The organism is Prevotella sp. TF12-30, from assembly GCF_003436715.1.
Taxonomy (GTDB): domain Bacteria; phylum Bacteroidota; class Bacteroidia; order Bacteroidales; family Bacteroidaceae; genus Prevotella; species Prevotella copri_A.
The window spans coordinates 14,942-29,464 of record NZ_QSQJ01000023.1; the positions used below are offsets into that span (position 1 = coordinate 14,942).

At 46.8% G+C, this 14,523-nt stretch carries 8 protein-coding genes, 2 tRNA genes and 1 pseudogene; 7 read left to right on the forward strand and 4 right to left on the reverse strand.

The window, feature by feature from the left end:
• Nucleotides 1-36 precede the first annotated feature (36 nt).
• Nucleotides 37-1,245 (reverse strand): M48 family metallopeptidase, encoded by a 1,209-nt coding sequence (locus DXD25_RS09795; RefSeq protein ID WP_117663338.1) that lies wholly within the window; start codon nt 1,243-1,245, stop codon nt 37-39.
• A 77-nt stretch (nt 1,246-1,322) separates the two neighbouring features.
• Nucleotides 1,323-3,935, reverse strand: a complete 2,613-nt coding sequence (gyrA, locus tag DXD25_RS09800; RefSeq protein ID WP_117663339.1) for a DNA gyrase subunit A — start codon at nt 3,933-3,935, stop codon at nt 1,323-1,325.
• A gap of 355 nt (nt 3,936-4,290) precedes the next feature.
• On the opposite strand from gyrA, the gene DXD25_RS09805 reads away from it, so the two are divergent.
• The 4 genes from DXD25_RS09805 to DXD25_RS09820 all read left to right on the forward strand — a co-directional run bounded on the left by DXD25_RS09805 (nt 4,291) and on the right by DXD25_RS09820 (nt 9,272).
• Nucleotides 4,291-7,125, forward strand: a complete 2,835-nt coding sequence (locus DXD25_RS09805; protein ID WP_117663340.1) for an ATP-dependent Clp protease ATP-binding subunit — start codon at nt 4,291-4,293, stop codon at nt 7,123-7,125.
• Between the two features lie 152 nt (nt 7,126-7,277).
• Nucleotides 7,278-7,350 (forward strand) — tRNA-Thr (locus tag DXD25_RS09810).
• Between the two features lie 52 nt (nt 7,351-7,402).
• A tRNA-Gly gene (locus DXD25_RS09815) sits at nt 7,403-7,476 on the forward strand.
• A gap of 314 nt (nt 7,477-7,790) precedes the next feature.
• Entirely contained in the window at nt 7,791-9,272 is a 1,482-nt protein-coding gene (locus tag DXD25_RS09820) for a tagaturonate reductase (RefSeq protein ID WP_117663341.1), read from the forward strand.
• Between the two features lie 164 nt (nt 9,273-9,436).
• Here DXD25_RS09820 and DXD25_RS09825 read toward each other — a convergent pair whose 3' ends face one another.
• Nucleotides 9,437-9,592: a sulfate transporter gene (locus DXD25_RS09825; RefSeq protein ID WP_117663342.1), complete on the reverse strand. Its 156-nt coding sequence runs from the start codon at nt 9,590-9,592 to the stop codon at nt 9,437-9,439.
• Nucleotides 9,593-9,671: 79 nt separating this feature from the next.
• Nucleotides 9,672-10,607, reverse strand: a pseudogene (locus DXD25_RS09830) (RluA family pseudouridine synthase); the annotation flags it as partial.
• 248 nt (nt 10,608-10,855) lie between these two features.
• Here DXD25_RS09830 and DXD25_RS09835 point away from each other — a divergent pair.
• The 3 genes from DXD25_RS09835 (at nt 10,856) to dnaJ (ending at nt 14,423) form a co-directional block, all read left to right on the forward strand.
• Entirely contained in the window at nt 10,856-12,475 is a 1,620-nt protein-coding gene (locus DXD25_RS09835) for an ABC-F family ATP-binding cassette domain-containing protein (RefSeq protein ID WP_089542626.1), read from the forward strand.
• 123 nt (nt 12,476-12,598) lie between these two features.
• Entirely contained in the window at nt 12,599-13,249 is a 651-nt protein-coding gene (locus tag DXD25_RS09840) for a nucleotide exchange factor GrpE (RefSeq protein ID WP_117663343.1), read from the forward strand.
• Nucleotides 13,250-13,262: 13 nt separating this feature from the next.
• Nucleotides 13,263-14,423: a molecular chaperone DnaJ gene (dnaJ, locus tag DXD25_RS09845; RefSeq protein ID WP_117663344.1), complete on the forward strand. Its 1,161-nt coding sequence runs from the start codon at nt 13,263-13,265 to the stop codon at nt 14,421-14,423.
• Nucleotides 14,424-14,523 lie beyond the last annotated feature (100 nt).

Consider the following 14,523-nt stretch of genomic DNA (forward strand, 5'->3'; position numbering starts at 1 on the left):
GCAATAATTATTATTTCTAAAAGAGTTCAGGCAATATTACTTGCTCTCTGCCTCAGCCTTCTTGGTCTCAGCTGCTGTTGGACCATAGTAGCCGTAGTAAGCCTGGTAGCGAGTGTAACCCCAATTAGCCTGAGCCTTCTCTGGGTCGAGCTCCTTAGCCTTGTCGAGAACCTTGATTGCCTCCTGGTAAACCACCTTGCGGCCATTTGGATCCTGCAAGTTACCAGCCTTGCTGTTGTAGCAAGCACCGAGGTAAACCAAAACTACAACGTTGTCTGGCTTTGCGTCAAGAGCCTGCTTGAGGCAGTTGATAGCATTGTCAGCATCATTCTTCTGGATATACATCATACCCTTGTTAGCGAGAGCAACGAAGTTCTTAGGATTCTTAGCGATAGCACCATCCAAAAGCTCCATCTGCTCCTTCTCCATCTTCAAAGAAGAATACATAGAGTTCAAACCGTCGAGGATAACCTCGTTAGTCTGGTCCTTATCAAAGAGAGTCTTCAACTTGTTAACGTAAGCCAGAGAATCTTCCTTAGTCTTCAAACCATCCTTCATTACATAGAGCTTGAGGTTGAGAGCATCCTTAGCCTCCTTCTCACTTGTCATAGCGATGTCGCAATACTTCTCACAACGAGCAACATCCTTAGCCTGATAAGCATAACGAGCAGCGAAGAGAGCTACCTGACCGATATAATCCTTCTCAGCATCCTTCTGCTTAGCATCAATGCCAGCGAAGAGAGGATCAGAATCAGTATCGAGGAATGCACCCCAGTACTTCAATACCTCATCAGCCTTATTGTTCTGAGCAGCAGTCTGACCAGCGTTTACGAGCTGCTGGCGAGCACCCCAAACACGTGATGCATTGCCATTGAACTTAGGAGCCACCTTACCCTTAGCGTTAGGAAGCTGATCGTACTTATAGCACTCAATAGCATTCATCAATGCATTGTAAGCACCCTCGTTCATAGCATTCTCATCTACAGGATCATTCTTCTTCATGATCTGATTGGTCTGCTGGATGCTCTGCTGGTCGTTAAAAGCCTTCATTCCGAGATCAACAAGCTTGTTGTAAGCCTTTGCCTTCTCAGCATCGTTAGCCAACTGACCCAAATTCTGCTTAACCAAAGCCTCAGCCTCAGCATAAGTCTTAGCCTTCAGCACTGCCTTGAGGGCATCGCTGTCTCCTGCGAATGCTGATGTGGTACCTAGTACCATCATTGCAGCAACGATTAACTTTTTCATTTTGTTTAAAGTTTAAAAAGTTGAAATTTATAATTCTTTACGCGTCTTCAATATAATGTGAACGAGCGTTCAGGATGTTACTCCTGAACGTTCTCGTCTTCTTGATTCTCTAATTCAGTTTCAGCCTCGACTACTTCTTCTGCTGTCTTGGCACCCACTGTGTCATTCTCAATCTCCTCGCTCTTCTTGGCCCAGGCAGAACGGCTTTCCTCCTCTACCGAAGCTTCGAGCTCTGAGCTCATCACCTTACATACGCTGGCAATGACATCATTCTTCTTAGCCAGATTAATGAGACGAACACCCTGAGTTGCACGACCCATCACGCGGCAGTCTGCCACTGCAAGACGAATCACGATACCACTCTGGTTGATGATCATCAGGTCGTTTTCATCAGTAACGTTCTTGATAGCAACCAGACGACCGGTCTTTTCGGTGATGTTGAGTGTCTTCACACCCTTACCACCACGGTTGGTTACACGGTAATCAACTACGTCTGAACGCTTACCATAACCCTGCTCACTTACTACCATGACCGTCTCCTTCTCAGGATCATTGACTACAATCATACCAATCAATGCATCATCACCCTCATCGAGACGCATACCACGAACACCGGTAGAAGTACGTCCCATGGTGCGGATCTGATTCTCATCGAAACGAACGGCACGACCATTGCGGTTAGCGAGAATCAACTCATTATGGCCATTGGTCAAGCGAACATCTACCACCTCATCGCCTTCAACGATATTGATGGCAATCACACCGTTGGCACGAGGACGAGAGTATGCTTCCAGACAGGTCTTCTTGACAGTACCATTCTTGGTAGCGAAGACTACATAGTGGCTATTGATGAACTCTGCATCATTCAATCCCTTCAATCGGAGGAATGCATTCACCTGATCATCGCTCTCAATGTTGAGGAGGTTCTGGATTGCACGACCCTTTGAATTGCGGTCGCCCTCTGGAATCTCGTAGCACTTCAACCAGTAGCAGCGGCCCTTCTTGGTGAAGAACAGCATGGTCTGATGCATGGTTGCAGGATAGATATACTCTGTGAAGTCCTTATCACGGGTGCGCGCTCCCTTGGCACCAACACCACCGCGAGCCTGCTCACGGAACTCTGACAATGGAGTACGCTTGATGTATCCGAGATGACTGACCGTGATAACCACAGGATCGTTTGGATAGAAGTCCTCTGGATTAAACTCATGATCGTCTGGCTTGATCATCGTACGACGTGCATCGCCATACTTCTCCTTCACCTCATTGAGTTCATCCTTCATCACCTTCTTGCAAAGTTCTGGATCGTTCAAGATTTGGTTCAAGTAGTCGATGGTCTTCATCAACTCATTGAATTCATTGTGCAACTGCTCCAGACGCAAGCCAGTCAACTGGCTGAGGCGCATGTCAACAATAGCCTTACTCTGCAGTTCGTCGAGTTCGAAACGCTTCTCCAAGTTGCGCTGAGCATCAGAAGGAGTCTTGCTGGCACGAATGATATGAACCACCTCATCAATATTGTCGCAGGCGATAATCAATCCCTCGAGGATATGAGCACGCTCCTGTGCCTTCTTCAGTTCAAACTGAGTACGGCGGATTGTAACATCATGACGATGATCCACGAAGTACTTCACGCATTCCTTCAAACTCAGGAGACGTGGACGGCCATTAACAAGAGCGATGCAATTTACTGAGAATGAACTCTGAAGAGCTGTCAACTTGAAGAGTTTGTTCAAGAGAACATTAGCATTCGCATCACGCTTTACATCAACCACGATACGCATACCCTGACGACCAGACTCATCGTTAACATTGGCAATACCATCTACTCTGCCTTCCTTGGCAAGATCAGCAATAGCCATCACGAGCTGCTCCTTGTTGACACCATAAGGAATCTCGGTGATAACAATCTTATCGTGATTTTCGCCAGTCTCGATCTCAGCAGTAGCACGTACCACGATTCTACCCTTACCGGTCTCGTAGGCATCCTTCACTCCCTGGATACCATAGATGGTAGCACCAGTAGGGAAATCAGGAGCAGGGATATACTGCATCAAGCCATCTGTATCAATATCATTATTGTCGATATAAGCACAGCAACCATCAATTACCTCACCCAGATTGTGGGTAGGAATATTGGTAGCCATACCTACAGCAATACCGTTACCACCATTCACCAGCAGATTAGGAATCTTGGTAGGCATTACGGAAGGTTCCTGGAGGGTGTCGTCGAAGTTGTTCATCATATCAACGGTCTCCTTGTCGAGGTCGTCCATGATGTGCTCACCCATCTTAGAGAGTCGGCACTCTGTATAACGCATCGCAGCAGGAGAGTCACCGTCCACAGAACCGAAGTTACCCTGTCCATCAATCAAAGTGTAACGCATGTTCCACTCCTGACCCATACGAACCAAGGCACCATACACAGAAAAGTCACCATGTGGGTGGTACTTACCAAGTACCTCACCAACTACGCGAGCACACTTCTTGTAAGGTTTATCACTGGTGTTTCCAATACCCAGCATACCATAGAGAATACGGCGGTGCACAGGCTTGAAACCATCGCGTACATCAGGGAGGGCACGAGCCACGATCACTGACATCGAATAGTCGATGTAGCTAGACTTCATCTCCTCCTCAATGTTTATTTTCATGATTCTATCATGATCCATTGTCTGATTTTCGTCCATATTTAAATTTTAATTGTTTATACCTTATTATATATATACCTATTAACCTTTCTATTTTCAGGCGTTGACAGGTATTTGCCACCATCCAAGAGAGAAGCATCAGCGATAGCCTCCAACCAACCTTGCAAAAATGGCTCGAAATTGCGTTTAAGGGCATTTTTTTGCGTTTTAAGCCGTTTTAGCCTCTGCAAAATCACGACAAAGGTACAAAAATAAAATGAAATAAAAGGCACAGAATCGAAAAAAAACGATAATTTAGCATTAATTGTGTTTTAAATAAGTAAAAAAGTTGCCTAAACTCTTGTTTGTTACCAAAATAATGTGTACTTTTGCATTATAATTTAATGAGTAAGACATGCAAAATCCATTTCAACATATCAACGACGTACTCAACTACAGTGGCAGGGAAGCCTACCGTATGTTGGGAAATCAGGTGAACACAGAGCACCTGATGTTGGGAATCCTGCATTGTAACAACAAGCAGGTGAACGATATTTTCGAGCATTTTGGCATCAACACCGACGTACTCCGCTCCACGCTTTACGATTCGCAGGAACAGGCGATAGACAAAATCTCTGCTGAGGAAATTGCGGAAACAGAAGAAGGACGAGCCTTGAAGTACGACAAGGAGACCAGCGAAGTGATCAGCGAAGCCATTATCGAAGCTCGTCTCTGTGAGGGAAAGGCTGCTTTGGTACAACCGGAGCACCTGCTGCTCGCCATCCTGAAGAAGGACGAGTGCGACCCAGCCAAACTGCTCATCACACAAGGTCTGACCTATAAGAAACTGTTCGACTATATCAATGGCATCAACCTGGATATCGACAACAAACTCAATAAGCTGAACCAAGAAGTAGAGAACTATAAGCGCAACCAGATTGACGGAGATTCAGAACAGGAAACTGTTGATGAAAAGCCAGAAACAGAGACTGCGCTAGAGCAGGAACAAGAATCTGCCGAAAGCGACATCAACATGATTGACCTGCGAGATAAGCAACAGCTTCCGGAAAATCAGGAAGAAGCCGATACTTCTACCCTTCCTGACGGTGCTGCTTCAGCCCAGGACAACCAGGGTGATCTGCTGGATCCAGAGGAGGAACCTCTTGACTTCAGTGAAATTCAAAATTCCAACAACGGAAAGCAGGATGGTAACAACGGCAAGCGTACACGCAATGTAGTGGGCGCCAAGCCAACCAAGTCGAATACTCCATTTCTGGACAAATTCAGCTACGATCTGACCAAGGCTGCCAAGGACGGAAGCCTGGATCCTGTAGTAGGAAGAGACAAGGAGATTACCCGCCTGATGGAAATTCTGGGAAGAAGAAAGAAAAACAACCCAGTATTAATAGGTGAACCTGGTGTTGGCAAAAGTGCCATCGTAGAAGGACTGGCACAGATGATTGCCAAGGGCGACCAGAGTTCCCTCTTCTTCAACAAGCGAGTATTGAGTCTCGATATGACAGGCATTGTTGCCGGCACCAAATATAGAGGTCAGTTTGAGGAGCGCATCAAGGGTGTCATCAAGGAACTGGAAAGAAACCCGAACATCATCGTTTTCATCGATGAAATCCACACTCTGATTGGTGCGGGTGGTGCTGAAGGAAGCATGGATGCTGCCAACATCATGAAACCAGCTCTGGCACGTGGCTTCATTCAGTGCATCGGAGCCACCACCCTCAACGAATATCGCAAGAGTATTGAAAAGGATGGTGCTTTGGAGCGTAGATTCCAGAAGATCATCGTAGAACCTACTACTGCCGAAGAGACGCTGGAGATTCTGCATAACATCAAGGAGAAATACGAAGAGCATCATAATGTGAGCTACACAGACGAAGCACTGAAAGCATGTGTAAAGCTTGCAGACAGATATATGCACGACCGCTCCTTCCCAGACAAGGCCATTGATGTGATGGACGAGGCTGGCGCTCACATTCACATCAACAGCGCAACCGTCCCTGACGAACTCATAGAGGCTGAAAAGAAGCTCAATGCAACCATCGCCAAAAAACAGGCTGCCGTGGCAAGCCAGAATTTCGAGATGGCTGCAACATTGAGAGACTACCAGACAAAGCAGGAACGCGACATTGAGATGATGCGCAAGCAATGGGAACATGGTGATCCGAACCACCGTGTCACCCTAGACGAAACGGAAATCGCCAAGGTAGTAAGCAACATGACAGGCATCCCTGTCCAGCAAATGGCAGAGAGTGAGAATATCCGTCTGAGAAATATGGGCAAGGTACTCAAGGAAAAAGTGATTGCCCAGGACGCTGCCATCGACAAGGTAGTGAAATCCATCCAGCGCAACCGCATGGGACTGAAAGACCCTAACCACCCTATCGGTGTGTTTATGTTCCTTGGTCCTACCGGTGTCGGAAAGACCTACCTCGCCAAGAAACTGGCAGAAGAGATGTTCGGTTCGGCAGATGCACTCTTCAGAATCGACATGAGCGAGTATGCTGAAGGATTCAACACTTCACGACTCATCGGTTCGCCTCCAGGATATGTAGGCTACGATGAAGGTGGACAGTTGACAGAGAAAGTACGCCGCAAACCATACAGCATCGTTCTGCTGGATGAGATAGAGAAGGCAAACAGCCAGGTGTTCAATCTCCTGCTGCAGGTAATGGATGAAGGAAGACTGACAGATGGAAACGGTCGTCTGATAGACTTCCGTAACACCATCATCATCATGACCTCCAACGCCGGTACCCGACAGCTCAAGGAATTCGGCAGAGGCGTTGGTTTCAATGCTGGCGGAATCGGCAGCAACGGAATGCCTATCGACGAAAAGGATAAGGAGTATGCTCGTAGCGTCATTCAGAAGCATCTGTCCAAGCAGTTTGCTCCGGAATTCCTCAACCGTCTCGATGAGATTATCACCTTCGACCAGCTCGATTTGTCAGCCATCACCAGCATCGTAGATCTGGAGCTGAAATTTCTTGTAAAGCGAGTTGAAAATCTGGGTTACCATTTCCAGATGACCGACAAGGCCAAGGAATTCGTAGCCAGCAAGGGATACGATGTGCAGTTTGGTGCCCGTCCACTGAAGCGGGCTATTCAGAACTACGTGGAGGACGGACTCTGCGAGCTGCTGATGGAAGGTAACCTGAAGCCAGGAGCCACCATCAGCATCGGAAAGAATCCGAAGAAAGACGAATTGACTTTCAAAAATATGATAAAAGATTAATTTGGTATATAAAATCTTACATCGGGGAGTTTGCCTGTGAAGGTAGGCTCCCTCCCATTTTGTTAATGATGGTTAACGCAAAGAAAACTCTTCACAAATTATTTTCTCAATTAGAAAATTTTAGTTACCTTTGCATTCACGTAAAGAGAAAAGCCATGATGGCTCAGTTGGTAGAGCAACGCATTCGTAATGCGTGGGTCGCGGGTTCGAGTCCCGCTCGTGGCTCTCTTTTCTTCAGCAAGCCGTGCTTGCATCTCCCTCCAAAAGTTTTTTGTCTGCGAGATTAGCACATCGGTAGTGCACGGGCTTCCCAAGCCTGTGAGGCGGGTTCGACTCCCGTATCTCGCTCCATCCCTCGTAAAGGCTCTTTCCTTATTTAGTCGCTCCCTTATTTAATTCATCCCTGCCATTGTCTGAAAATTCAGCACTAGAAGCGTAAACCTTTACGCACGATTTTTTGGGTTTTTCGATATAAGATACCGATATTTTTTATACCTTTGCATCAGATTTCAGAAAGATAAGAATTTCTTTTCTAATAGGTACGGGTTCCTTTTTAATTAGGTTCAAATTCCTTTTCAGAAAGATATAGGTATCGAGAAAGAAATAGATGATATTCTATTATGAAACTAACGAATAAAACAAATAACAAACAATATAAACAGATCATGAAAGAGCTTAAAGCATTGAACAAGCGCACTGCTCCTAAGAGCGTAGCGCCAGAGAAAATCATTCAGTTTGGTGAAGGTAACTTCCTCCGTGCATTCGTAGATTGGATTGTATGGAATATGAATAAGAAAACCGACTTCAATGGTTCTGTCGTTGTCGTTCAGCCATTGGCTGGCGGTATGGTAGATTGGTTGAATGGTCAGGACTGCCTCTATCATGTTAACCTTCAGGGTAAGGAGAACGGCCAGGCTATCAATACATTGGAGCGTATCGACGTAATCAGCCGTGCATTGAATCCATATTCTCAGAACCAGGCTTTCATGGCTTTGGCAGAGCAGCCAGAAATGCGTTTCATCATCTCTAACACAACAGAGGCAGGTATTGCGTTCGATGATTCTTGCAAGTTCACAGATGCTCCTGCAGCTTCTTACCCAGGCAAGTTGGTTCAGTTGCTGTTCCACCGTTACAAGTTCTTCGAGGGCGATCCTACCAAGGGTATGATCCTGATGCCTTGCGAGTTGATCTTCTTGAACGGTCACCACTTGAAGGAGTGCATCTACCAGTATATCGAGCTTTGGAAGGAAGATATGGGTGCTGACTACGAAGGCTTCAAGGAGTGGTTTACCAACCACTGCTACGTTTGCGCTACCCTCGTTGACCGCATCGTTCCTGGCTTCCCACGCGACACCATCAAGGAAATCCAGCAGAAGGTTTGCTACAAGGATAACCTCGTAGTAAAGGCTGAGAGCTTCCACCTCTGGGTTATCGAGAAAGCAGAGAACATGACCGTAGAGCAGATGCAGGAAGAGTTCCCTGCCCACAAGGCTGGTCTCCACGTTCTCATCACAGACAACGAGAAGCCATACCACGAGCGTAAGGTTACTTTGCTGAATGGCCCTCACACAGTATTGAGTCCTGTTACATACCTCAGCGGTGTGAACATCGTTCGCGATGCTTGCGAGCACCCTGTATTGGGCAAGTACATCCACAAGGTACAGTTCGAAGAGTTGATGCAGACATTGAACCTCCCTATGGACGAGCTTCAGAAGTTCGCTTCTGACGTATTGGAGCGTTTCGAGAACCCATTCGTTGACCACCAGGTAACCAGCATCATGCTGAATTCATTCCCTAAATTCGAGACTCGCGACCTCCCAGGCGTGAAGATCTACTTGGAGCGTAAGGGTGAGTTGCCACAGGGATTGGTATTCGGTCTTGCTGCCATCATCACTTACTACAAGGGTGGAGTTCGTGAGGATGGTGCTCCTATCCAGCCAAACGACGACCAGAAGATCATGGACAAGCTGACAGAGCTTTGGGCTACTGGCGACACCCAGAAGGTAGCAGAGGGCGTACTCGGCTTCGACTACATCTGGCATGAGAACTTGAACGAGACTGTTCCTGGCTTGACAGAGTTGGTTAAGAAGGATCTCGACCTCATTCAGGAGAAGGGTATGTTGGAGGCTGTGAAGACTATCCTCTAATTTTTGAACAGAAAAACAATACCAATTGAAAAGACAATATAAATAGGTATTATTAGAAGGTAAAAAGATAACGTAAAGTCCGGTAAGGCAAGCGAAAGCTTGATTCTTACCGGACTATTTTTTATGAAATGGTCTGATGCTTAAGAAAAATTAAAGCCAATAGCTTAAGATAAATAAAGCCAATAGATGGCTGCAAGAACAGCTACGAGAATAACTCCCACCACCGTCTTGACCAAACAGGTTGCAACCTTCTTCAGGGTAAAGAGACCAACAACCAGCGCCACCAGGGCAAAAGCATAATAAAGGAAATTATTATCCATTTCGTCCCTCCTTTCTGAATGGCTTGCGGTTTGCCTCCTTAGGATTTCTTCCTCTTTCATCGAATGGTCTGTTATCTTCCTTCATCGCTCTGACGAATTCATTTGGAATCGGAGTCTCGAATTCCATTGGCTGATGGGTTACCGGATGATAGAAGCAGAGAACATAGGCGTGCAGGCAAAGGCGACCGCATGGATCATCACCATTACCATACTTGATGTCTCCACATACAGGATGACCCATATCGGCTGTATGAACACGAATCTGGTTCTTGCGGCCTGTTTCCAACTTATACTCTACCAGAGAATGCGCTGTGGTTCGCTGCAGGGTATGAAAATGGGTAACAGCATACTTGCCACCATTGCCAGTATCGCTGGCAAAGGTAATGTACGCCTTGTTGTCCTTCAACCAGTTGGCAACCGTACCTTCATCTTCCTCCATCTCTCCAGAAACCAGCGCCACGTATCGGCGGTCATATACATTATGGTGCCAGTCGTCTTCCAGGGCAAGTTCAGTCTGCTTGTCCTTGGCGTAAATCATCAAGCCCGAAGTATCTCGGTCAAGGCGGTGCACCACGTGAGCCTGACAGTTCTGACGGGTCTTGTGGAAGTAATCATCCAATACGCTCTTTACATTCAGAGTAGAATGACCGGCAGCCATACTGAGAATGCCTACGTTCTTTTCAATGACGATGAGATAACGATCCTCATAGACTATCTTAAGATAACGGCTCTTGAAGACATCCTGGTTCTTCTTGGTCTTGCTCACGCTTACCTTCATACCAGGTTTCAGGGCATAGTCAAATTGGGTGATGGTTTTGCCATCCACCTTGATTCCCCTACCCTGCAGAGTCTGCTTCACCTTGGTCTTGCTAGGACCTTTCACGTTTTCCATCAGCCATTCCAACAACTGAGCAGGCTTTTCCACCTTGTAGTGGTCGTATTCATTGGGATTTCCGTAGCCATAGGCATTGTTGGTGTGCTTACTAAAATTTCCTTTTCTATTTTGTTGTCTCATGTTCTAAAACCAATTTCGTGTTTTGGATTCATCTTTTGTTCTTAACACTCAAACCGAAGAATCAGCCCCTATTGGCGCCAATTCAGCCTACAAAAGTAAGACTTTTCTGCAAAATAACAAAGAGGAGACCAGTTTTTAACTAAAAATTAGTAACTTTTGCCAATAAAACATTGATATACAAATAATTTTTCGTACCTTTGCACCCAAATAAAGATAAAATCAGATAAAAAGATATTTAGAAATAAGGAATGATTACAGTAACAAATCTTGCAATTCAATTCGGTAAGCGAGTGCTTTACAAAGATGTAAACCTCAAGTTCACACATGGTAATATTTACGGCGTAATCGGTGCCAACGGTGCCGGTAAGTCTACCCTGCTCCGTGCCATCAGCGGCGACCTGGAGCCAAACAAGGGAACTGTGGAGATGGGACCAGGCGAGCGCCTTTCCGTTTTGGAGCAGGACCACTTCAAGTATGACGAGTTCCGCGTGATGGACACCGTTCTGATGGGTCATCAGCCTTTGTGGGAAAACATGAAGGAGCGCGAGCGACTCTACTCTAAGCCAGAGATGACTGAAGAGGATGGTAACCTCGCAGCAGAATTGGAGCTTAAGTTTGCCGAGATGAACGGTTGGGAGGCTGAGAGCAATGCTGCCCAGTTGCTTCAGAACCTTGGCGTAAAGGAAGATCGCCACGACAAGCTCGTAGGTGAGCTTTCCAACACAGAGAAGGTGCGCGTGATGTTGGCGAAGGCTCTCTTCGGTAACCCAGACAACCTCCTCCTCGATGAGCCTACCAACGACCTCGACCTCGACACAGTAGAGTGGCTGGAGGAATACCTCAGCAACATCGAGCAGACTGTTCTCGTGGTTTCTCACGACCGTCACTTCCTCGATGCTGTCAGCACACAGACCGTGGATATTGACTTTGGCAAGGTAACTATGTTTGCCGGTAACTACTCTTTCTGGTACGAGAGTTCTCAGTTGGCTCTCCGTCAGGCTCAGAACCAGAAGATGAAGGCCGAGGAGAAGAAGAAGCAGCTGGAGGAGTTCATCCGCCGATTCTCTGCCAATGTGGCTAAGAGTAAGCAGACCACATCCCGCAAGAAGATGTTGGAGAAGCTGAATGTTGAGGAAATCCGCCCATCTAGCCGTAAGTACCCAGGCATCATCTTCCAGATGGATCGTGAACCAGGTAATCAGATCCTGGAGGTTGAAGGTCTGAAGGCTTGCGATGAGGACGGAACAGTTCTCTTCGACAATGTAAACTTCAATATCGAGAAGGGTGAGAAGGTAGTATTCCTCTCTCACAACCCTAAGGCGATGACAGCCCTCTTCGAGATCATCAACGGCAACCGCAAGGCTGACGCAGGTGAATATAAGTGGGGTATTACCATCACAACAGCCTATCTCCCACTCGACAATACAGAGTTCTTCCAGAGCGACATGAACCTCGTAGATTGGTTGAGCCAGTATGGTCCAGGCAACGAGGTGGCCATGAAGGGTTACTTAGGTAGAATGCTCTTCAGCGGTGAGGAAGTACTGAAGAAGGTGAACGTGCTCTCAGGAGGTGAGAAGATGAGATGTATGATTGCCCGCATGCAGTTGCAGAACGCCAACTGTCTGATTCTCGATACTCCAACCAACCACTTGGACTTGGAGAGTATCCAGGCATTCAACAACAACCTGGTAGCATTCAAGGGTAATGTACTCTTCGCCAGCCACGACCACGAGTTCATCAACACCGTGGCAAACCGTATCATTGAGCTCACTCCTTCTGGAACCATCGACAAGCTGATGTCTTATGATGAGTACATCTACGATGAGGCTATCAAGGAGCAGAAGGCTAAAATGTACGGAGTACAATAATAATAGAAAAACATATTAATTCATTTAGTTTTATACAAGTGCCAATTCGATGAGAATCGAGTTGGCACACTTTTTGTCAAAACAACCAATAAAAGAATAATCATGTTTAAAAAATTTAAGGCTATGTCAAAAGAAAAGAAAATTAATATAGAGGACGGTAACGCAAAGGAGCAGGTTCTCAATGAGAATGCAGAACAGAACGCTACCCAGAATAACGATAACGTAGAGAATAAGACTGATGAGCAGAATGCGGAAAAGACTGACACAAAGTCGGCAGATGCTGACAATCAGACAGAGAATACTGACAATGAGGCAGACAAGGCAGAAGTTGACCCTCTGAAGAAGGCTCAGCAGGAAGTAGAAGAGCTCAAGAAGGCTTTGCTTTACAAGACTGCCGAGTTTGAGAACTACCGCAAGCGCACCATGAAGGAGAAGACAGAACTGATTCTCAATGGTGGCGAGAAGACCATCTCTGCCATCCTTCCTGTCCTCGACGACTTTGAGCGCGCACTCGCCGACAAGAGCGAAGATCCTAAGGCTATCAAGGAAGGTGTACAGATGATTTTCAACAAGTTCATCAAGACACTCGAAGGTCTCGGCGTGAAGAAGATTGAGACTGCAGACAAGGATTTCGATGTAGATTTCCACGAGGCAATCGCTATGGTACCAGGAATGGGCGATGACAAGAAGGGTAAGGTAATCGACTGCGTACAGACTGGTTACACCCTCAACGACAAGGTGATTCGTCACGCTAAAGTAGCAGTAGGTCAATAAAAATATAGAGAAAATGGCAAAGAGAGACTATTACGAGGTGCTGGGCGTAGATAAGCAGGCATCAGAAGACGAAATTAAGAAGGCTTACCGCAAGATAGCCATCAAATATCATCCAGACCGCAACCCTGGCAACAAGGAGGCTGAGGAAAAATTCAAGGAAGCTGCCGAAGCATACGAGGTTCTTCACGACCCTCAGAAGCGCCAGCAGTACGATCAGTTTGGATTCAACGGTCCTCAGGGAGGATTTGGCGGTTTCGGCGGTGGCGCAGGCATGGACATGAACGACATCTTCTCGATGTTTGGCGACATCTTCGGCGGTCACGGTGGATTCGGTGGCGGTTTCGGCGGATTTGGCGGAAGTGCCCAGCCACAGCAGTATCAGGGTAGAGACTTGCGCGTACAGGCTAAGCTTACTTTGGAAGAGGCTTACGCAGGTTGCACCAAGAAGTTCAAGATTCGCAAGGACGTACCATGTTCTTCTTGCCACGGTACAGGATGCGAAAGTGGTTCTCAGCCTGAGACCTGCCCTACCTGTCACGGAACAGGTTACACCGTTCGCACTGTCCGCTCTATGTTCGGTACGATGCAGACCCAGGCTGCCTGCCCTACTTGCGGCGGCGAAGGTCACATTATCAAGAACAAGTGTAAGGCTTGCGGCGGCGACGGAATCGTAACTGGCGAGGAGGTTGTAGAAATCAACATCCCTGCTGGCGTTGATGATGGAATGGTTGTAACAGTTCCTGGAAAGGGAGGCGCCGGTAAGCACAATGGTGTAAACGGCGATCTTCAGGTGATTGTACGTGTAGAAAAGAGTGAGAACTTTGAGCGTAAGGACAAGGATCTCTACTACAATCTCGTACTCGACTTCTCTACAGCCGTTCTCGGTGGTGAGGTAGAAATCCCTACATTGGAGGGAAAGACCACCATCAAGATTGAACCGGGCACCCAGCCGGGCAAACAGGTTCGCCTTCGTGGCAAGGGAATGCCAGCCATCCAGGGATACGGTTACGGAAAAGGAGACATCATCGTGAACATCACTGTCTATATTCCTAAGACGCTGAACAAGGAGGAGAAGGAACTGGTGAAGAAGTTCAAGGAGTGCGAGAACTTCCAGGCCGACAAGGCTACCAAGAAGTCTCTCTTCGACAGCATCAAGAATCTCTTCAATAAATAACTCTCTCCCATCATGAGGAGAAAGTGATTTCTAGAGAACAATATCTTTCTAGACAAACAAAAGATTACTGGCAATCTCATCATTGGCTGACGCCGGTGTT

Coding starts and splice junctions, on each gene's coding strand:
- DXD25_RS09820 (WP_117663341.1), top strand. CDS start 7,791: ATGAAAGAGCTTAAAGCATTGAACAAGCGCACTGCTCCTAAGAGCGTA.
- DXD25_RS09825 (WP_117663342.1), bottom strand. CDS start 9,592: ATGGATAATAATTTCCTTTATTATGCTTTTGCCCTGGTGGCGCTGGTT.
- DXD25_RS09795 (WP_117663338.1), bottom strand. CDS start 1,245: ATGAAAAAGTTAATCGTTGCTGCAATGATGGTACTAGGTACCACATCA.
- gyrA (WP_117663339.1), bottom strand. CDS start 3,935: ATGGACGAAAATCAGACAATGGATCATGATAGAATCATGAAAATAAAC.
- DXD25_RS09835 (WP_089542626.1), top strand. CDS start 10,856: ATGATTACAGTAACAAATCTTGCAATTCAATTCGGTAAGCGAGTGCTT.
- DXD25_RS09840 (WP_117663343.1), top strand. CDS start 12,599: ATGTCAAAAGAAAAGAAAATTAATATAGAGGACGGTAACGCAAAGGAG.
- DXD25_RS09805 (WP_117663340.1), top strand. CDS start 4,291: ATGCAAAATCCATTTCAACATATCAACGACGTACTCAACTACAGTGGC.
- dnaJ (WP_117663344.1), top strand. CDS start 13,263: ATGGCAAAGAGAGACTATTACGAGGTGCTGGGCGTAGATAAGCAGGCA.